Source organism: Xanthobacter agilis (assembly GCF_021730435.1).
Taxonomy (GTDB): Bacteria; Pseudomonadota; Alphaproteobacteria; order Rhizobiales; family Xanthobacteraceae; genus Xanthobacter; species Xanthobacter agilis.
Map to the genome: position 1 here is coordinate 23751 of NZ_JABWGX010000023.1, position 19389 is coordinate 43139.

A 19389-nucleotide genomic window follows, 5' to 3' on the forward strand; every position below is an offset into this window, starting at 1 on the left:
CTCACCGCTCCACCAGCGCCACGCGCTTGTTGTACCAGCCCATGATGAGGGAGGTGACGATCGAGATGACGAGGTAGACCGCCATGGTCATGGCGATGATCTCGATGGCCTGGCCGGTCTGGTTCAGGGTCGTTCCGGCGAATATGGCGAACAGGTCCGGATACCCCACGGCAACGCCCAGCGACGAGTTCTTGGTCAGGTTCAGATATTGGCTGGTGAGCGGCGGCACGATCACCCGCATGGCCTGGGGAATGACCACCAGACGCAGCGTCGGCCCGCCCCGCAGCCCCAGCGAATGGGCGGCCTCGGTCTGCCCCTTGGAGACCGCGAGGATGCCCGAGCGCACGATTTCCGCGATGAAGCCGGCGGTGTAGGTGGACAAAGCCAGCAGCAGCGCCACGAACTCGGGCATGACGCTCAACCCGCCGACGAAATTGAAGCCGCGCAGCTCCGGCGTCTCAATGTGGAGCGGGAAACCGGTGGCCGCCGCCGCCAGCAGCGGCAGCACCACGATGAGGGCGAGCCCGCTCCAGAACACCGGGAATGGGCGCCCGGTGGCCTCGCGCCGTTTCCTGGCCCAGCGGGCGAGCACGAAGCTGGCCACCAGCGCCACCAGGACCGCGATCAGGATCGCGCCCGACCCCTCGCCGAACACCGGACGCGGCAGGATCAGGCCGCGATTGTTGACATAGACGTCCGGCGCCCCCACGGCCGCCGCGAGCCCGGAGAATGGCGTGGCCAGCACGCCGAGGCCGATGGCGGAAAGGCCGGAGGCGATGCCGGAGAAAATGGGTTGCAGACCAAGGCCCCAGCTCTGCCGCGGGGAGGGCAGCGTGGCCAGCACCGCCAAATACCAGAACAGGATCTGGAACAGGGGCGGCAGATTGCGCGTCACCTCCACATAGGCCGAGGCCAGGGCCTTGATGACCACGTTCCGCGACAGCCGCGCGACGCCCATCAGAAAGCCGAGGATGGTGGCGAGAATGACGCCGAGGAAGGCCACCAGCAGCGTATTGAGCAGCCCGACCAGGAACGCCCGGCCGTAGCTCATGTTTTCATTATAGGGAATCAGCGACTGGCTGATGGCGAACCCGGCCCGGTCATCCAGGAAGGAGAAGCCGGACGCGATGCCGAGGCGCGACAGGTTCGCCTCCGCATTGGCGTAGAACGACCAGGCGAGCCAGACGAGAACAAGGCCAAGCGCAATCTGGATCACCGAGCTTCTGAGCTTGGGGTCCGTCCACGACCAGCGGCGCCCGCGCACGGCACCGCGATCGGAAAGGCGAGCATCCGACATGAAACCCCTCGGAGGTTCGGAAGCCTCGCAGGCCCCCTTATTTTATTTTGGGCGGGAACGGGCCATGGCCCGTTCCGCTTTTCGTTTTCAGGACACGCGCGCCCGCAACGGCGCGGCCGGCGTCAGCGCACCGGCATGCCGTATTGGATGCCGCCCTTGTTCCACAAGTTGTTAAGCCCGCGCTCAAGGCCGAGCGGGGTCGAGGGACCAAGGTTACGGTCGTAGATCTCGCCGTAATTGCCGGTGGCCTTCACGATCCGCACCGCCCAGTCGGCGGTGAGCCCGATGCCTTCGCCATACTTGCCGTCGGTGCCCAGCAGGCGCTTTACTTCCGGATTGGGTGAGGACAGCATTTCGTCGACGTTCTTCTGGTTCACCCCCAGTTCTTCAGCGTCGAGCAAAGCGAAATAGGTCCACTTCACGAGGTCGAACCACTGGTCGTCGCCATGGCGCACCAGCGGACCCAGGGGCTCCTTGGAAATGGTCTCCGGCAGCACGATATGGTCGGCCGGATTGGTCAGCTTCAGACGCACCGCCGCGAGCTGCGAGCGGTCCGAGGTGAACACGTCGCAGCGGCCGGACTCATAGGCCTTCACGGTCTCGTCGAGGGTACCGAAGGCGATGACCTCGCGATACTTCATGCCGTTGGCGCGGAAGTAATCGGACACGTTGAGCTCGTTGGAGGTGCCGGTCTGCACGCAGACCGAGGCGCCATCGAGCTCCTTGGACCCCTTCAGGCCGAGCGACTTGCGCACCAGGAAGCCCTGGCCGTCATAATAGGTCACGCCGGCGAAGTTGAAGCCCAGCGTGGTGTCGCGCGACATGGTCCATGTGGTGTTGCGCGAGAGCACGTCGATGGCGCCCGAGGTCAGAGCCGTGAAACGGTCCTTGGCCGAGAGGGGGGTGAACTTGACCTTGTTGGGGTCATTGAAGATGGCTGCCGCGATGGCGCGGCAGAAATCCACGTCGAAGCCGCTCCACTCGTTCTTGTCGTTGGGCGTGGAGAAGCCCGGCAAGCCCTGAGACACGCCGCAGTTGAGGGCACCCCTGGTCTTCACGTCGTCGAGGGTGCCGGCGTGGGCGGCGCCGACCAGGGACAGAAATCCGGCAGCTGCGAGGAGGAAGCGTTTCACGGAAGGTTCCTTCTTTGGGATAACGCCCCGCCGGACCCGCGCACGAGGACAAATTCTCGACGCAACGCCCTGGGCCGTCTATCTCGCCCATCTCAGACCGATGTTGCGGTACGGTCAATAGAGACTCAGAGGTTATGCGGTAGCAGGAAATGGAGGCCGGCATGGCGGGTATGGAAGACGAGAGCAAAAACACAGGGATGGCGCCGGCAACCCAATTGGTGCATCTCGGTCGGGATCCGAAACGGTTCGACGGCTTCGTCAACACACCGGTGGTACGCGGCTCCACCGTCCTCTCGCCGACCTATGATGACCTCATCCACCATCGCGGGCGCTACAGCTACGGCCGGCGCGGCAATCCCACCACCGAAGGGCTGGAGACGGCATTGAAGGCGCTGGAGGGCGGCGACGGCGTGGTGCTGACGCCGTCGGGCCTGTCGGCGGTGTCCATTGCCTTATTGTCGGTGCTCGGCACCGGCGACCATCTGCTCATGGTGGACACCGCCTATCGCCCCACCCGCACTGTCTGCGACACGGTGCTGAAGCGCCTGGGCGTTGAGACCACTTATTACGATCCGCTCATCGGTGCCGGCATAGAGGGCCTCATCCGCGACAACACCCGCGCCATCTTCCTCGAAGCCCCCGGCTCCCAGAGCTTCGAGATGCAGGATGTGCCCGCCATCGCGGCGGTGGCGCGGGCGCACGATATCGTCACGCTGATCGACAACACCTGGGCCACGCCGCTGTTCTTCAAGCCCCATTCGGCAGGGGTGGATATCTCCATCCAGGCCGGCACCAAATATATCGGCGGCCATGCCGACCTGAACCTCGGCACCATTTCGGCGATCGGCCCCGCCTGGAAGAAGGTGATCGCCACCCACGGCAACCTCGGCATCACCATCTCGCCCGACGACGCCGCCCTGGGCGCGCGCGGACTACGCACCCTGGGCGTGCGGCTCGCCCACCACCAGCGCGCCGCGCTGGACATGGCGACATGGCTTCAGCAGCGTCCCGAAGTGTCGCGGGTGCTGCATCCGGCGCTGCCGTCGGACCCCGGCCACACCATCTGGAAACGCGACTTCCGCGGCGCCTCGGGCCTGTTCAGCATGATCCTGAAACCGGTGCCCGAGCGAGCGCTTGCGGCCTTTTTCGATACCCTCACCCTGTTTGGCATGGGCTATTCCTGGGGCGGCTACGAAAGCCTCGCCATTCCGTTCGACTGCCGCGACTATCGCACCGCCACCACCTGGGAGGTGGAAGGGCCGGCGGTGCGCCTCCATATCGGGCTGGACGATGTCGACGACCTGAAGGCCGATCTCTGTCGTGCCTTCGCGGCGATGGCCGACGCCGCCACCTGAGGGCGGACCTGTTGGAAAGGCGCCTCGGCTATCGGCCGAGGCACGTCCGGGCAACCGCCTCCGACTTTAGCCGAACCTTCACCAGTGCCCTGGCATGAAGCGACTTCGTTTCCGCAACTCAACCCACGTCCGGCACGCCCCCGTGTCGGACGACGGAACCCCAGAGCCGTCCCATGATCGTGCGTGAGCGTCCGGGCCTGATCCGCCTGTTCCTGATCCTGAAGGGCTCGGTGCTCCAGCGCATCTTTCCTCAGGTGATGGTGGTGATGGCGCTGTCGGCCCTGGTGGTGCTGCTCCACGGGCGACAGCCGGGCATCGTCCCCTCCTTCAGCGGCGCGCCGTTCGCCCTGCTGGGCATTGCGCTGTCGGTGTTTCTCGGCTTCTCCAACAACGCCTGCTACGACCGGTGGTGGGAGGCCCGCAAGGCCTGGGGCGTGCTGATCGCCGCCACCCGCGACCTCGCCCGCCGGAGCCTCCTACTCGAACGGCGGGGGGAAGAGGCCCGGCAGGCCCGGCGGCGCCTGGTGGCGCTCGCCATCGCCTTCGGCCATGCTCTGGTGGGCCACCTGCGGCCCGGTGCCGCCGCCGCGGACTTGGGCCGCACCGTGCCGCCCGATCTGATGGCCGCGGTCGCGGCCAGCCGCAATGCGCCGGATCTGCTGCTGCGCGCCATGGGGGCGGAGCTGGCCGACCTGCGCGAGACCGACCGCCTGAGCGACATCGAGTTTCGCGCCCTCGACGACACGGTCACATGGATGACCGACATGCTCACCACCTGCGAGCGCATCAAGGGTACGCCGGTGCCGTTCGGCTACCTGCTGCTGCTCCACCGCACCGCCTATCTGTTCTGCTTCCTGCTGCCGTTCGGCTTCGCCGACGTGCTCGGCTGGGCCACCCCGCTCGCCACGGCGCTGGTGGCCTACACCTTCTTCGGCCTCGACGCCCTGGGCAGCGAGCTGGAGGAGCCCTTCGGCACCTTGTCCAACGACCTGCCCATCGCCGCCCTCGCCACCCAGATCGAGATCGGCCTGCGCGACGCCATGGGCGAAACCGACCTGCCGGCGACGCCGCAGCCGGTGGACCATATCCTGCTGTAGCGCGCCCGCCGCCCGGTTGGGCGTTGACGCGCGTTCCTCACGCGGCAACGCCGCGTCGCCAGCCTATGGCCTAAAGCTGACAGCCGCTCGCCGCCGTGAGCCCGTTGGGCTGGCCCCACTCGTTCTGCGGCACGTTGGTAAAGGGTCCGCCATAGACCTGCTTCAGCATCTTGAAGGACGAGGCCTGCCGCGTGTCCGGATCGAAATCGATGATCCAGAAATAATCATAGGTCGCGCTCGGCCAATTGCTCAGGGCTTCGGTGAAGCGCGCCAGGTCGAACAGGTCGTAGAGGGTCGACGATGCCTCGGGGCGGGCATCGTCCTTGGCGACGGCGGCCGCGGCATGGGCCGGCCCCTCGGCCGCCTCCTTCGCGGCCGCCTCGGCCTTTTCCGGGCCGGTCTTCTTGGCGTGGCCCGAGGTCGTCTTGGCGATGTGGTCGTGCTCCCACGTCACCACCACGGTAGCGCCATCCCAGCGCGGATCGGTGAGCAGGTCGCGGGCGAACTGCTGGGTCTGCGCGTTCAGCAGATCCGCGCTGAGGGTGCCGGATGCATCCGGCAACGCCGCATAAGTAATGACCGGCTGTCCCCAGGACCGGGCCGAGGGCGTGATCGTTTCCAGGGTATGTAGCGTCATGGCGAAAAACGCCTTCGGCACCTCGCCCGGACGGAACAGGCTGGCCGTTGCGTCGCGGCCGAGATGCTGAGCGGCGAGCGCCTGCGCCCGCTCCATGCCCACCGCGCAGAGCCGATAGGCATCCTGCTTCTCGCCATGGCGCAGCAGGATGATCCGCGCGGGGAGCGCAGCCGCCTCCCCTATCGTCAGGGCCATCACCACGACGCCGAGGCCCGCCGCCATCCAACCTGTCCGCCCCATCATCCCATCCCCCAAGCCGGTTTCCATCTCCTTGTGAGCGAAGCACATTCGCGCCCGCCGCGCCAAGGCCAGGGCGCCGCCTGCGACGGTGCGGCGCGCGAAAAAGCGCAATTATGACGTTGGGGAATGGCGCGCGTGCGCCGGAACCGGACCTCGCGCGGCGACGACACAATGGCGTTTCCGCATCACGCGAAACGCGTGCGGCCCATCGCGGGGCCTTCACACCCTCGTGCGAACATGCTTCAAGGCAGGATCAAGTTCGGGTTCGTGGAGCTGAGCCATGCTCACAATCAGGTTGGAAGCCAGCGCGCACACCATGATGCTGCTGGTGGGTCTCGGCTGCCTCACCACGGTGGCGCTGGCGCAGACCGCGTCCCGGCCCCATGTGGTCATTACTCCGAATGTCATTCAGTTGCCGGTGATTCCCCAGGGCAATTACCTGGATCCGGGGCCGGGGCCGGCGATCAAGCCGGACGTGAAGATCGGCAGGGGCGAGAACACCGACTATGTGTTCCCGCCCGACCTGTCGGGCGGCTACGGCTCCGGCCCGCCCGGCGATCCCACCAACAACGGCTCCTGGAGCCCGCTCGACGGCGACACGCCGAGCTTCTGAGCCCCGTGCGCGGAGCCCACTCCCCGCCGGACCCATTCGACCAAAGGGCCGCGAGCACCGCTCGGCGGCCCTTTTTCTTGCCCCGACGCGGGCATGGGCCGTGGCATTGGACACATCGGGCCGGACAAAAGAAAAACGGCGGGGAAGCCCCCGCCGTTTCTCGTACCTGCAAGCCTGAAGCGCGAATCAGCGCTTCGAGAACTGGAACGACCGACGCGCCTTGGCCCGGCCGTACTTCTTGCGCTCGACCACGCGGCTGTCGCGGGTGAGGAAGCCGCCCTTCTTGAGGGGGCCGCGCAGCTCGGGCTCGTAATAGGTGAGCGCCTTGGACAGGCCATGGCGCACCGCGCCAGCCTGGCCGGACAGGCCACCGCCGGCGACCGTGCACACCACGTCGTACTGACCTTCGCGGGCCGCGGCCTGGAACGGCTGGTTGATCATGAGGCGCAGCACCGGACGGGCGAAATACACCTCGATGTCGCGATCATTCACCGTGATCTTGCCGGTGCCGGGACGGATCCACACGCGGGCGACCGCGTCCTTGCGCTTGCCGGTGGCATAGGCGCGACCGAACTTGTCCAGCTTCTGGACATGGACGGGAGCGGACACCTCGATGGCGAGGTCGGCGCCGCCGAGGGCTTCGAGGGACTGGAGAACCTCGGCCATGTCAGTTCCTCACGTTCTTACGGTTGAGAGCCGCCACGTCGAGCGCGACGGGCTGCTGGGCCTCATGGGGGTGAGCCGGGCCCTTGTAGACACGCAGGTTGCCGAGGATCTTGCGGCCGAGCGGGCCACGGGCGAGCATGCGCTCCACCGCCTTCTCGATGACACGCTCCGGGAAGCGGCCTTCGAGCACGAACTTGGCGGTGCGCTCCTTGATCCCACCCGGGAAGCCGGTGTGGTGATAATAGACCTTCTGGTCCTTCTTGCGCCCGGTGAACACCGCCTTCTCCGCGTTCACGACGATGATGTTGTCACCGCAGTCCACGTGGGGGGTGTAGATGGGCAGGTGCTTGCCCTTGAGGCGCATGGCGATGATGCTGGCGAGACGACCCACAACAAGGCCGCTGGCGTCGATCACCACCCACTTCTTTTCGATATCGGCGGGCTTGGCCGAATACGTCTTCATGGGATCGATTTCCGATTGTGACAGCTGGAGCGGACCCAGATGGGAACCCGCGACGCGCTCCGGCAATGAAGCGCGCTTGTATCCGAGCCCCAAAACCACGTCAACGCCGCAGCGCGCCATTTTCTCATTACAAAACAATACGTTATTATTTTGGTATTTCAACACCATCTAAAAGTGGCTGATATCACAGAAAGTTGGGGCCGGTTCCTCTCCGCATGGGCACGGCCTCCGCGTGAAACGGCGGACACCCGCGCCCGGCGGGTCAGCCCATGGCTGGCCGCTCGGGGATGGAATAGGTGGCCACGCAGTGGGCCACGAGGTCGTCGTCGCCCGCGCCCCTGAGGCCCACGTCGCCCACCGCGAGCCGCTTGCCCAGCTTGATGAGCCGCGCATCCGCGAAGATCGCGCCGGGCGCCGGCTTGCGCAGGAAATTGATGGACAGGTTGGTGGTCACCGCCAGCGCCACCGGACCGATCTGCGCCAGCAGGGCCACATAGACGGCAATATCCGCCAGCGCCATCAGCGCCGGGCCGGAAACCGTGCCGCCCGGCCGCAGATGCTCCTCGGCGGCATCGAGGCGGATGGTGGCGGTCCGCGGACCGATGGTTTCGATATGGTGCGGCTTGCCGGGTCCGAACGCCTGGGGAAACGCCCCATGCAGGAACGTCTCCAGCGCCGCGATGGTCATCACCGGCGTGGCTTTGCCGCCCTCGATCGTCATGGGTGTCCTCCCGTTGCTTGTCATTGTTCGGCTTTCGCCGTTTGGCTGTCATTGTCCGGTGCCCGGCTCGCGCCTCCGGAGCCTTGTGCATAGAATGGCGCGCCACAAGATCAAGCCGCCCGCATCCCCGGAGGAGTGCCCCCGTGACTGCCCATCCCGCCCCCACCGCCGACAGCCCGCTCCTGAAGACCGAGGTGGCCGACGGCATCGCCACCCTCACCCTCGCCCGTCCGCAATCGCGCAACAGCCTGTCGGAAGCCATGATGGCGGCGCTCACCGGCGCCCTCGCCGACATCGCCGGCAACACGGCGGTGCGCGCGGTGGTGCTCGCGGCGGAAGGCCCGGTGTTCTCCGCCGGCCACGACCTCAAGGAGCTCCAGGGTCATCGGGACGATGCCGATCGGGGCCGGGCCTATTTCGAGGATGTGCTGAAGCGCTGCTCCACCTTGATGACCGCCCTCGTCCGCCTGCCGCAGCCGGTGATCGCGGCGGTGGAGGGCATGGCCACCGCCGCCGGCTGCCAGTTGGTGGCGAGCTGCGACCTGGCGGTGGCGGGGGCGCAGGCGCGCTTCTGCACGCCCGGCGTCAATATCGGCCTGTTCTGCCATACGCCGATGGTGGCGCTGTCGCGCAACGTCTCGCGCAAACACGCCATGGAAATGCTGCTGCTCGGCGCATGGGTGGAGGCCGAGGACGCGCTGCGCATGGGCCTCGTGAACCGGGTGGTGGAAAAGGGCTCGGCGGTCGCGGCCGCCACCGCCCTCGCCCACCGAATCGCCGAGAAATCCCAGGTTCCGGTAAAGCTCGGCAAGGCTGCCTTCCACGCCCAGATCGAAATGGGCCTCGACGAGGCCTATGCCTATGCCTCCCGCGTGATGACCGAAAACATGCTCGCGCGGGATGCGGAAGAAGGCATGTCCGCCGTTCTCGCCAAGCGCGCGCCGAGCTGGGAAGACCGCTGAACGGCACCGTGATCGCCACCGGCGGCACCTTTAACCTTCTCTCAACCATAAACAGGCTCTGCTATCGTCACGAAGCTGGCGCCTCTTGCGCTGGCCAGAGCGGGACCAGCAGCGCATGGCCTCGAATGTCGCCGAGATCGCGATGAACGTCACAGGCGCGGCCCCCGCCCGCGCCCGTCGCGTGAGCGGCTTCGCCGTGGGGGCGGCGGCGCTCGCGGCCCTGTCTCTTCTGAGTGCCCTGCCGCTGCGCTTCACCGCCAGCGCGGAACTCGCCTTCAACATGGCGATCCAGCCGCCTGCCGCAGCGGTGCGGGGCATCGCCCAGGTGCTCGGCTCGCGGGAACTTGCGCGCGACGCCATCGAAAGGCTCGCCCCCGCAGACGTGGCACGCCTTGCCACCGACAGCCTGTTTGCCGCCGCCGCAGGCGATGCCGCGGCCCTGACCGAACAGGCGGCCCGCCGCGTGGTCCAGGACGTTTCGGTCACGCCGATCAACGGCGGGCGCGGATATGACATCGCCGTCTCCGCCGCGACCCCGGCGCTCGCCGCCCGACTCGCCGACGCCTATGTGGCGGCGGCGCTGCGCCTCGATGCCCGCCCGGCGCCAGACGCGGTGTCGCCGCTCCCCGGCCTTAGCGGCGGTGCCGGCGCCGCCGCGCCCATGTTGCCGGATGTGCCGGGGCCTCTGCCCTTCACCCTGCTCGCGGCCGCCCTCGCGACCTTTCTCCTCGGGCGCCGGCAGCACCATCGCGAACCCCTGCCCCAGGGCCTTGTCGACCGCGCGGCGCTGCCACTGCAGCTTGATTCACCCCATCGCATCACCTGGCTCGACGGTCCGGCCGCCAGCGGCCTTGCGCTTGATGAGGCCGTGGCCCACCTGCTGGCCCATGCCGTCACCGGGTCCCAGGCGTCGGAGCCCGGGCGCGGACGGCTCGTGTGCGTGACCTCGGATGGGCTCGACGAGGCCGCCAGCCGCTGCGCCCGGACCCTCGCCCGCCGGCTGGGCGACGACGCCGGCGTGGTGCTGGTGGTGCTCGACCAGAGCGTGGACAAGGCCGGCCTGCTCGACCTCGGCTGCGAGGCCGCCGACCCTGGTGTCCGCGAGCTGCTGGTGGGACGCGCGCGATTTGGCGAAACCCTGCACCGCGATCCCCACTCCCGCGCCCATGTCATTCCGCCCGGCCATCTGCCGCCGGGCTGGAGCTCGGCCACCGGCACCGACGCGCCCGGCCCGGCCGATGAGCCCGCGGACGCGGCGCGACTCGGCGCCGTGCTCGATGCCTTGCGGCAGACCTATGATTATGTGGTGGTGGCCAATCCGCCGCTGGACCCCAACGATGCGACCCTGGCCGAAAGCGAGCCCCTGGTGGTGTGCCTCACCGCCGATACCGCCCCGGCCACCGCCGCGGTGGAGAGCTTCGATGCGCTCGCAGCCATGCGCTTCTCACGCATCGTGATGCTGCGCTTCGCCACCGGTGAGGTGCTGCCCCCCGCCGAGGCGGAAGACATCCTGCCGCCCCAGGTCGCGCCGGCGTCCCCCGCGCGCGGGCCCGAGACACACCCTCCGGTGCGGCGGCCGAGCCGACCCGAACCGCAGGCCGAGGAACCGCAGATCTGGCGCGGCGCCGCCTGAAACCGCGCGCGGCGCCCGTCACCCTCGGCCCCTTCCCGTGGACGCCCCCACCCGCGGGCCGCGCCCCGGAAGACGTCCTCCGGGGCGTTCCAGGCACGTCCTGTCAAGCCTTGGGGCGGTCGGGGCGCTCCATCCACCAGATGAGGGCGCCGGCGGGGATCACCCAGAGCGTGCCGAGCAGCACATAGCAAACCGTCTGCGCCGCCCAGTGCAGCTCAGTCACCCGCCCTTGCGCGATCACCATCGCGCCAAGCGCCCATACCACCACCAGAGCCAGCAGCAGCACCGTGCCGATGAGCTTGCGGATGCGCTGGGGCATCATGGTTGTTCTCCCCTTTCGCCGCGCCTTGTGGCGCCGGGCAGGAGCCCTCTATAACGGATCGGCCGCGAGAGCCACGACAGAATGACCCGCCGGCAGGGAGAGAACGCCATGCGGGATGCGACCCGGCCCGCCATCGCGGCGGCACCGCCAGCGGTCTTCGCCCCCGGCGGCCCGCGCGCCGCAGGGGCCGTGCGCCTTTGGCTTTACGTGGTGGCAGCGCTCATCGTCGCCATGGTGGGGGTGGGCGGCGCCACCCGGCTCACCGAATCCGGCCTTTCCATCACCCAATGGAAGCCGGTGACGGGCGTGGTTCCGCCCCTCTCGCCGGCGGAATGGCAGGCGGAGTTCGAGCGCTACAAGGCCATTCCCCAATATGAGATCCTCAATCGGGGCATGGGGCTGGACGGCTTCAAGCGTATCTATTGGTGGGAATGGACCCATCGCCTGCTCGGCCGGCTCGTGGGCGCGGTGGTCCTGCTGCCGCTGCTGTATTTCGCGGCCACCGGCGCGGTGCGCGGATGGCTGCTCGCCTGCTGTCTCGGCCTGTTCGCCCTCGGCGGCCTTCAGGGGGCAGTGGGCTGGTGGATGGTCGCCTCGGGCCTCAGCGCACGCACCTCCGTCAGCCCCTACCGGCTCGCGATCCACCTGACCCTTGCCGGCCTGATCCTGAGCGCCACGGTAATGGTGGCGCGCACGCTCGCACCACCGGCCGCACCATCGGCGGCACCGCCCGACATGGGGATGCGCCTGCGCGCCACCGCCGTCGCCCTGCCGATACTGGTGCTGGTGCAGATTTTCGCCGGAGGACTGGTGGCCGGGCTCGACGCCGGCATGGCCTTCAACACCTGGCCGCTCATGGACGGCGCGCTCATCCCCGCGCCCGACCAGCTCGGCGCGATGCGGCCCTGGTGGCGAAACCTGTTCGAGAACGCGCTCACGGTGCAGTTCGATCACCGCATGATCGCTTATGCCCTTTGGGCCGCGAGCCTCCTCCACGCCCTCGATGCCCGCCGCACCCATGGGGCGCGGGGGGCTTGCCTGTTATTCGCCGTGGTAAGCGCCCAAGCGATGCTGGGTATTGCCACCCTGCTGCTCGCGGTGCCGCTCGGCGTCGCGCTCGCGCACCAGTTCGGTGCCACCGTGGTGCTGATCGCGGCCACGCTGCATGCGGCGGACATGACGCAGGCGACCGGCATGGCACGGCGCGCGCCGTACCTCAGCGCAGAAGGAAGGCCACCACCGGCGCCATCATCACGTTGAACAGGCCCGCCAGCACCATCACGAGACCGGCGATGGAGCCCTCTTCGCCGCCGATCTGGTGCGCCTTGGCGACGCCAGCGCCGTGCGCGCCCATGCCGAACAGAGCGCCCCGCGCCAGCGACGAGCGTAGCGGCATCACCTTCAGCAGCAGTTCGCCCAGCGCCGCCCCGCACACTCCGGTGAGGATCACGAACACCGCCGTCAGGTCCGGCAGGCCGCCGATGTCGTCGGAGACCGCCATGGCGAACGGCGTGGATGTGGAACGCGGCATCAGCGAGAGCTGCACGGTGGACGACAGCCCCAGCCAGGAGGCCATGAAGAAGGCCGCCACCATGGCGATGGAGCTGCCCACCAGCACGCCGAGCAACAGCACCGGCCAGTGCCGGCGGATGACCGCCCGCTGCTCGTAAATGGGAATGGCGAAGGCCACGGTCGCCGGCCCCAGCATCAGCACCAGCCAATGGGTGGAGCGGATGTATTCCGCATAGCCCGCGTTGAGGCTCACCGCCACCAGCCCGACCATGACCGGCGTCAACAACAGCGGCGAGGTCCACCAGAAGCGCCACCGCCGGGCGATGAAGCGGGCCACCAGATAGCAGCCGATGGTCACCGCGGACCAGAAGAGGGTCGCCTCGACCGCGTCAAGCGCCGGCATGGCGCGCCTCCCGCCGGGCGCGCCAGCGGTAGCAAAGGTCCACCGTGAGCGCGGTTCCGCCCATGACGAGCACGGTGCCCACCAGGATCACCGCCACGATCTTGAGCCCGAGCAGGCCCACGAATTCGTGATGATCGAGCACCGCCATCACCGCCGGCACGAAGAACAGAAGCATCTCGGCAATCAGCCAGGACGCGCCGCGCCGCACGGCGATGGGGCGGATCCAGCCGCTGGCGAGCAGCGCCAGCACCACCGCCATGCCGATGATGCCGCCGGGAAGAGGCACATGGGCGAGGCGCACCACCGCTTCGCCCAGCATCCAGAACAGCGCCAGAACAGCGATCTGCAACAGGCCGGAATGATGAAGCGCGGTGCGGAATAGAACAGAGCTGCGCCGGAATGCGCGCGCCGGATCAGGCATTTTGGTAAACATGGGGGGCACCTCCAGTGCCGTCACCCTCAAGATAGGCGCACCCCCTCTATAATGAAAATGAATTGACTGAATTTAATCCATTCCATATGGGAATTGAATGGAACTGCGGACCCTGAGAGCCTTCGTCGAAGTGGTGCGCCAGGGCGGCTTTTCCCAGGCGGCCAAGGTGGTGTTCGCCACCCAGCCCACCATTTCGAAAGCGGTGAAGCAGCTGGAGGAGGAATTGGGCGTGCCGGTGCTGGACCGCATCGGCCACAAGAGCATGCTCACCGCCGCCGGCGAGATCGTCTATCGCCGGGCCCTCGCCATGCTGGCCGAGCGGGACGATCTGATCGCCGAATTGGCCGACCTGCGCGGCCTCAAGACCGGCACGCTGCGCCTGGGGCTGCCGCCGCTTGGGGCGAGCACCTTGTTCGCCCCCCTGTTCGCCATCTACCGCGCGCGCTATCCGGGCATCGAGATCCGCCTGACCGAGCAGGGGTCCAAGCGGCTGGAAGAAATCGTGCTGGCGGGCGAGGTGGAGTTGGCCGCCTCGCTCCTGCCCACGGCGGACGACTTCGACTTCCAGCCCGTGCGCTGCGAACCGCTGATGGCGGTGATGTCCACACAACACCCCCTCGCGGGCCAACGGACGACCGGCATCGCGGCCCTGGCGGCCTCGCCCTTCATCCTGTTCGAACAGGGGTTCGCGCTCAACAAGGTGCTGCTGGAGGCCTGCGAGCGCAACGGGTTCTCACCCACGGTCGCGGCCCGCAGCGGGCAGATCGATTTCATCGTGGAGCTGGTGGCGGCGCGCCTCGGCGTCGCGTTCCTGCCGCAGACCATCGCGGCGCTCAGGCGCACGTCGGCGGTGTCCTTGGTGCAGCTCGACGAGCCCCACACCCAATGGCACATGGCGCTCGTCTGGCGGCGCGGGGGCTATCTGTCCCGCGCCGCGCGGGCCTGGGTGGATCTCACGCGGGAAGTCTACGGCGCCGCGCCGGACGGAACCGGCGCGGAACCCCGCTTGCCGCATCCGCCGGCAGGGTGAAACCCTTGGCCTCGGCGCAGGTGCGCCATGGCCTCAGGACCAGCGCACCTCGACGATCTCGAAGGAGCGGGCACCCTTGGGCGTCACCACCTCGACGGAGGAGCCCTTCTTCTTGCCGATGAGGGCGCGGGCGACGGGCGAGGAAATGGAGATACGGCCCGCCTTGGCATCAGCCTCGCTGTCGCCGACGATCTGCCACACCTTTTCTTCCTCGGTGTCCTCATCCACCAGAGTCACCGTGGCGCCGAACTTCACCACATCGCCCGAGAGCTTGGACACGTCGATCACCTCGGCGCGGGACAGCTTGTCCTCGAGCTCGGCGACGCGGCCCTCATTGAGCGATTGCAGCTCCTTGGCGGCGTGATACTCGGCATTCTCGGACAGGTCGCCATGGGCGCGCGCTTCTGAAATCGCGGCGATGATGCGCGGGCGCTCCACCTGCTGGCGATGCTTCAACTCCTGCTCGAGGGCCGCATAGCCCCCGACGGTCATCGGAATCTTCTCCATGGGTCCTTTCAAGACCTCCCGAAACTGATGCGTGCGAGACACCGCGGCCTGCGGTTCGTCGCCCTTGAAAATCACCGTGCCCGCGCAACGCGGAACTCTGCGGCACGGCCCGAGATCCCCCGCCGGCCCGACGCCGACCATCCCGGCCGGCGACACGCAGCCGACCGGCCAGACTGAAAGGGACCAAACGACAAGAATGCGCGGACGCCGAAACGCCCGCGCTGCTGAACCTGCCCGTCAATCCCTCAGGCGACCGAGGGTTTGCCCGACGCCCGAGGATCGTGGTCGGCGTGGAAATAGTCCTGGAGCGGGCGCACCTTCAGGTCGCCCCCCACATAGGCCTTGATCCCCTCGGCCGCCGCGACGGCTCCGGACAGCGTGGTGTAATACGGCACTTTCTGCAAGAGGGCTGCGCGCCGGAGCGAGCGGCTATCCGCAAGAGCCTGCGCCCCTTCGGTGGTATTGAACACCAATTGCACCTCGCCGTTCTTGATGGCGTCGACGATGTGCGGGCGGCCTTCCAGCACCTTGTTGATCTTGGTGGCGGCAATGCCGTGCTCCACCAGGAAACGCTGGGTGCCGGAGGTGGCGATCACCTTGAAGCCCAGGCCCTGGAGCATCTGAACCGATGGCAGGATCCGGGCCTTGTCCTGCTCCCTCAAGGAGATGAACACGGTTCCCGACTTCGGCACCTTGGTGCCGCCACCGAGCTGGCTCTTGGCGAAGGCCACGCCGAAATCGGTATCGAGCCCCATCACTTCGCCCGTGGACCGCATCTCCGGGCCGAGCACGGTGTCGACGCCGGGGAAGCGCGCGAAGGGGAACACCGCCTCCTTGATGGCGATGTGGTCGAACTTCGGCGTCTTGAGGCCGAACGATGCGATCTTTTCCCCCGTCATCACGCGCGCGGCGAGCTTGGCGATGGGCAGTCCGATCACCTTGGCCACGAACGGCACCGTGCGCGAGGCGCGCGGGTTCACCTCCAGGACATAGACGTCGTCGTCCTTGATGGCATACTGCACGTTCATGAGGCCGCCGACACCCAGCGCCAGGGCCATGGCCGAGGTCTGCTTCTCCAGCTCGGCGAGAATCTCCGGGCTCAGCGAATAGGGCGGCAGCGAGCAGGCGCTGTCACCGGAATGGATGCCCGCCTCCTCAATATGCTCCATGATGCCGGCGATGAACACGTCGGTGCCGTCGCACAGCGCGTCCACGTCCACCTCGATGGCATCCGACAGATAGCGATCGAACAGCAGCGGGTTCTTGCCGAGCACCGTGTTGATCTGGCCGGTTTTGTCGTTGGGATAGCGGGCCTTGATCTCCTGCGGCACGAGGCCGGGCAGGGTCTCCAGCAGGTAGTCGCCGAGCTGGCTCTCTTCCCGGATGATCTGCATGGCCCGCCCGCCCAGCACATAGGAGGGGCGCACCACCATGGGATAGCCGAGATCGGACGCCACCAGCCGTGCCTGTTCCACCGAATAGGCGATGCCGTTGGCGGGCTGGCGGATGTTGAGGCGCTCCAGCAGGTGCTTGAAGCGGTCGCGGTCCTCCGCGAGGTCGATGGCATCCGGCGAGGTGCCGAGGATCGGCACATTCGCATCCGCCAGCGCCTTGGCGAGCTTCAGCGGGGTCTGGCCGCCGAACTGCACGATCACGCCCTTCAGCGTGCCGTTGGTGCGCTCGCGCTCGATCAGCTCCAGCACGTCCTCGGCGGTCAGCGGTTCGAAATAGAGCCGGTCCGAGGTGTCGTAATCGGTGGAGACGGTCTCCGGGTTGCAGTTGACCATGATGGCCTCGTAGCCCACGTCCTTGAGGGCGAAGGCCGCATGGCAGCAGCAATAGTCGAACTCGATGCCCTGGCCGATGCGGTTCGGCCCGCCGCCCAGGATGACGACCTTCTCGCGGTCCGATGGCCGCGACTCGTCCGCCAGCGCGCCGGCGAAGGGGGTCTCATAGGTCGAGTACATGTAGGCGGTCGGCGAGGCGAACTCGGCGGCGCAGGTGTCGATGCGCTTGTAGACCGGATGCACGTCGAGCGCGCGGCGCTGCGCCCGCACGTCGGCTTCGGTGCGGCTGGCGAGGGTGGCGAGCCGCGCGTCCGAAAAGCCCATGCCCTTCAGCTTGCGGAAGGCGCCCGCGGTCGCCGGCAGGCCCAGCCGGCGGATCTTGCCCTCGGCCTCGACGATGCCGCGGATTTCCGCCAGGAACCAGCGATCGATCTTGCAGGCGGCGTGGATCTGGTCATCCGACATGCCGAGCCGCATGGCCTGGGCCACATAGAGCAGGCGATCCGGCGTCGGGGTACCGAGCGCGGCGCGGATGGCGTTCTTGTCGTCGCCCTGACCCAGGCCCTCGATCTCGATGTCATCGAGGCCGGTCAGCCCGGTTTCCAGGGAGCGCAAGGCCTTCTGCAGCGATTCCTGGAAGGTACGGCCGATGGCCATGGCCTCGCCCACCGACTTCATGGCGGTGGTGAGCACCGGGTCGGCGCCGGGGAACTTCTCGAACGCGAAGCGCGGCACCTTCGTCACCACATAGTCGATGGTGGGCTCGAAGGATGCCGGCGTCGCGCCGCCGGTGATGTCGTTCTCGATCTCGTCCAGGGTGTAGCCCACGGCGAGGCGCGCGGCGACCTTGGCGATGGGAAAGCCGGTGGCCTTCGACGCCAGCGCCGAGGACCGCGACACCCGCGGGTTCATCTCGATGACGATGAGGCGGCCATCCTCGGGATTCACCGCGAACTGCACGTTGGAGCCGCCGGTCTCCACCCCGATCTCGCGCAGCACCGCCAGCGAGGCGTCGCGCATGATCTGGTATTCCTTGTCGGTCAACGTCAAGGCCGGCGCGACGGTGATCGAATCACCGGTATGCACGCCCATCGGGTCGATATTCTCGATGGAGCAGATGATGATGCAGTTGTCCGCTTTGTCGCGGACCACTTCCATCTCATACTCTTTCCAGCCGAGCACACTCTCTTCGATGAGCACTTCGCTAGTCGGCGAGGCGTCGATGCCACGCTCCACGATCTCGATGAACTCGGCTTTGTTGTAGGCGATGCCGCCGCCGGTGCCGCCCATGGTGAAGGACGGGCGGATGATGGCCGGCAGGCCCACCTCCTCCAGGGCATCGAGCGCCTGGGCCAGGGTCTTGATCTGGCGCGAGCGGGGCGTCTCAAGGCCGATCTTGGTCATGGCCTCGCGGAACAGCTCGCGGTCCTCGGCCTTGTCGATGGCCTCGGCGGTGGCGCCGATCATCTCGACGTCGAACGTCTCCAGCGTGCCCATCTTCTTGAGCGACAGCGCGCAGTTCAGCGCGGTCTGGCCGCCCATGGTCGGCAACAGCGCGAAGCCCTTGGAGCGATCGCCGCGCTCCTTCTCGATGATCTTGGCGACGATTTCGGCGGTGATGGGCTCGATATAGGTCGCGTCCGCCATGTCCGGATCGGTCATGATGGTCGCCGGGTTCGAGTTCACCAGGACGACCCGGTACCCCTCCTCTTTCAGCGCCTTCACCGCCTGGGTGCCGGAATAATCGAACTCGCACGCCTGGCCGATGACGATCGGGCCGGCGCCGATGATGAGGATGGTTTCGAGATCTGTGCGTTTCGGCATGTCTCTCTGGCGCTCTGGCTCACCTTGGCCCCTGGCATGCACTTGTCCCCTGCCGACGGGCGGCGAGGGAAAAGGCTTCAGGCGCAAAAAAAGGGCCGCGGGTCGCGCGCCCCCTACAGGATCATCTCCGTCACCCGCGGATACGGCACGCAAGCGCGACGACACGAGGACGATAGATGCGGCTAAAGCCGGCGTGACGCGCAAAAAATCGCGCGTGCCGGCTCACTGATGGACTTCCTTAGACCATAATTTCCGGCGACGGAAGACGCCTTCCCCTCTGCCGCCCGCAAAGGAGCGTTGCAAGGTGTTCACAAGTCGGATGACCAAGATCCGCAAAGCGGTTCTACGTTACCGCCCGCTCGTACTTCAGATCGGCGCGTTCGCCTGGGTGGGCCTTGTCGCCACGGGTGCCCACTTCGCCACGCTCGCGCTGGTGGTGGAGCAGGATATGGCAGGTCCGGTCGCCGGCTCGGTCATGGGGTCGGTAGTGGGGGCAATCGTATCCTACACGTTGAACCGACTGTTCACCTTCGATTCGACCCGCTCCCATGCCGGAGCGGTGCCGCGATTCGCGGTGGTGGCGCTGGGCGCGTTCGCGCTCAACGCCCTCATCATGGAGGTGCTGGTGCACGGCCTTGACGTGTACTACTTGGCGGCGCAGGTGGTGGCCACGGGCATCACCCTGGTGTGGACCTTCACCGGCTACCGCGTCTGGGCCTTCGCCGACCGCTCCCTGCACCGCGCCTAGGGGCGC

General features: G+C 67.4%; 19 protein-coding genes. 8 read left to right on the top strand and 11 right to left on the bottom strand.

Going from position 1 to position 19389, the window contains the following annotated elements; translation table 11 throughout:
• Position 1: 1 nt before the first annotated feature.
• Positions 2-1297 carry an amino acid ABC transporter permease gene (locus HUW53_RS16015; RefSeq protein WP_237346764.1) on the bottom strand — a complete coding sequence of 432 codons (1296 nt, stop codon included), beginning with the start codon at positions 1295-1297 and terminating at the stop codon, positions 2-4.
• A gap of 122 nt (positions 1298-1419) precedes the next feature.
• Positions 1420-2430, bottom strand: coding sequence for an amino acid ABC transporter substrate-binding protein (locus HUW53_RS16020; RefSeq protein ID WP_237346765.1), 1011 nt, complete (start codon positions 2428-2430; stop codon positions 1420-1422).
• A gap of 161 nt (positions 2431-2591) precedes the next feature.
• On the opposite strand from HUW53_RS16020, the gene metC reads away from it, so the two are divergent.
• Positions 2592-3785, top strand: coding sequence for a cystathionine beta-lyase (metC, locus tag HUW53_RS16025; protein ID WP_370877792.1), 1194 nt, complete (start codon positions 2592-2594; stop codon positions 3783-3785).
• 173 nt (positions 3786-3958) lie between these two features.
• Positions 3959-4882 carry a bestrophin family protein gene (locus tag HUW53_RS16030; RefSeq protein WP_237346766.1) on the top strand — a complete coding sequence of 308 codons (924 nt, stop codon included), beginning with the start codon at positions 3959-3961 and terminating at the stop codon, positions 4880-4882.
• 70 nt (positions 4883-4952) lie between these two features.
• On the opposite strand, the gene HUW53_RS16035 is transcribed toward HUW53_RS16030, so the two are convergent.
• A complete protein-coding gene (locus tag HUW53_RS16035) occupies positions 4953-5741 on the bottom strand; it encodes a hypothetical protein (protein ID WP_237346767.1) in 789 nt (262 codons plus the stop codon).
• 298 nt (positions 5742-6039) lie between these two features.
• On the opposite strand from HUW53_RS16035, the gene HUW53_RS16040 reads away from it, so the two are divergent.
• Positions 6040-6372: a hypothetical protein gene (locus HUW53_RS16040; protein ID WP_237346768.1), complete on the top strand. Its 333-nt coding sequence runs from the start codon at positions 6040-6042 to the stop codon at positions 6370-6372.
• 186 nt (positions 6373-6558) lie between these two features.
• Here HUW53_RS16040 and rpsI read toward each other — a convergent pair whose 3' ends face one another.
• From rpsI to HUW53_RS16055, 3 genes are all read right to left on the bottom strand, one after another.
• Positions 6559-7038, bottom strand: coding sequence for a 30S ribosomal protein S9 (rpsI, locus tag HUW53_RS16045; RefSeq protein WP_237346769.1), 480 nt, complete (start codon positions 7036-7038; stop codon positions 6559-6561).
• A 1-nt stretch (position 7039) separates the two neighbouring features.
• Complete coding sequence (rplM, locus tag HUW53_RS16050; RefSeq protein ID WP_237346770.1) at positions 7040-7501, bottom strand: 50S ribosomal protein L13; 462 nt, start codon at positions 7499-7501, stop codon at positions 7040-7042.
• 262 nt (positions 7502-7763) lie between these two features.
• Complete coding sequence (locus HUW53_RS16055) at positions 7764-8222, bottom strand: PaaI family thioesterase (protein WP_370877793.1); 459 nt, start codon at positions 8220-8222, stop codon at positions 7764-7766.
• Between the two features lie 143 nt (positions 8223-8365).
• Here HUW53_RS16055 and HUW53_RS16060 point away from each other — a divergent pair, with 143 nt between their 5' ends.
• Positions 8366-9184: an enoyl-CoA hydratase gene (locus HUW53_RS16060; RefSeq protein WP_237346771.1), complete on the top strand. Its 819-nt coding sequence runs from the start codon at positions 8366-8368 to the stop codon at positions 9182-9184.
• Between the two features lie 115 nt (positions 9185-9299).
• A complete protein-coding gene (locus HUW53_RS16065; protein ID WP_237346772.1) occupies positions 9300-10817 on the top strand; it encodes a P-loop NTPase family protein in 1518 nt (505 codons plus the stop codon).
• Positions 10818-10920: 103 nt separating this feature from the next.
• On the opposite strand, the gene HUW53_RS16070 is transcribed toward HUW53_RS16065, so the two are convergent.
• Positions 10921-11139 carry a DUF2842 domain-containing protein gene (locus tag HUW53_RS16070; protein ID WP_237346773.1) on the bottom strand — a complete coding sequence of 73 codons (219 nt, stop codon included), beginning with the start codon at positions 11137-11139 and terminating at the stop codon, positions 10921-10923.
• Positions 11140-11247: 108 nt separating this feature from the next.
• On the opposite strand from HUW53_RS16070, the gene HUW53_RS16075 reads away from it, so the two are divergent.
• A complete protein-coding gene (locus HUW53_RS16075; RefSeq protein WP_237346774.1) occupies positions 11248-12399 on the top strand; it encodes a COX15/CtaA family protein in 1152 nt (383 codons plus the stop codon).
• Here HUW53_RS16075 and HUW53_RS16080 read toward each other — a convergent pair.
• Together HUW53_RS16080 and HUW53_RS16085 are read right to left on the bottom strand one after the other, a co-directional pair.
• Positions 12356-13054 carry an LrgB family protein gene (locus tag HUW53_RS16080; protein ID WP_237346775.1) on the bottom strand — a complete coding sequence of 233 codons (699 nt, stop codon included), beginning with the start codon at positions 13052-13054 and terminating at the stop codon, positions 12356-12358. The genes HUW53_RS16075 and HUW53_RS16080 overlap by 44 nt on opposite strands.
• Entirely contained in the window at positions 13041-13487 is a 447-nt protein-coding gene (locus tag HUW53_RS16085) for a CidA/LrgA family protein (RefSeq protein ID WP_237346776.1), read from the bottom strand. Before HUW53_RS16085 ends, HUW53_RS16080 begins: the two co-directional genes overlap by 14 nt.
• Positions 13488-13584: 97 nt before the next feature.
• Here HUW53_RS16085 and HUW53_RS16090 point away from each other — a divergent pair, with 97 nt between their 5' ends.
• The gene (locus HUW53_RS16090; protein WP_237346777.1) at positions 13585-14517 is read left to right on the top strand and encodes a LysR family transcriptional regulator; all 933 of its coding nucleotides are present in this window, start codon (positions 13585-13587) and stop codon (positions 14515-14517) included.
• A 33-nt stretch (positions 14518-14550) separates the two neighbouring features.
• On the opposite strand, the gene greA is transcribed toward HUW53_RS16090, so the two are convergent.
• Both greA and carB read right to left on the bottom strand, forming a co-directional pair.
• Complete coding sequence (greA, locus tag HUW53_RS16095; RefSeq protein ID WP_237346778.1) at positions 14551-15024, bottom strand: transcription elongation factor GreA; 474 nt, start codon at positions 15022-15024, stop codon at positions 14551-14553.
• A 245-nt stretch (positions 15025-15269) separates the two neighbouring features.
• The gene (gene carB, locus HUW53_RS16100) at positions 15270-18635 is read right to left on the bottom strand and encodes a carbamoyl-phosphate synthase large subunit (protein ID WP_237346779.1); all 3366 of its coding nucleotides are present in this window, start codon (positions 18633-18635) and stop codon (positions 15270-15272) included.
• 319 nt (positions 18636-18954) lie between these two features.
• On the opposite strand from carB, the gene HUW53_RS16105 reads away from it, so the two are divergent.
• The gene (locus tag HUW53_RS16105) at positions 18955-19383 is read left to right on the top strand and encodes a GtrA family protein (RefSeq protein ID WP_237346780.1); all 429 of its coding nucleotides are present in this window, start codon (positions 18955-18957) and stop codon (positions 19381-19383) included.
• The last annotated feature ends 6 nt before the right edge of the window (positions 19384-19389 follow it).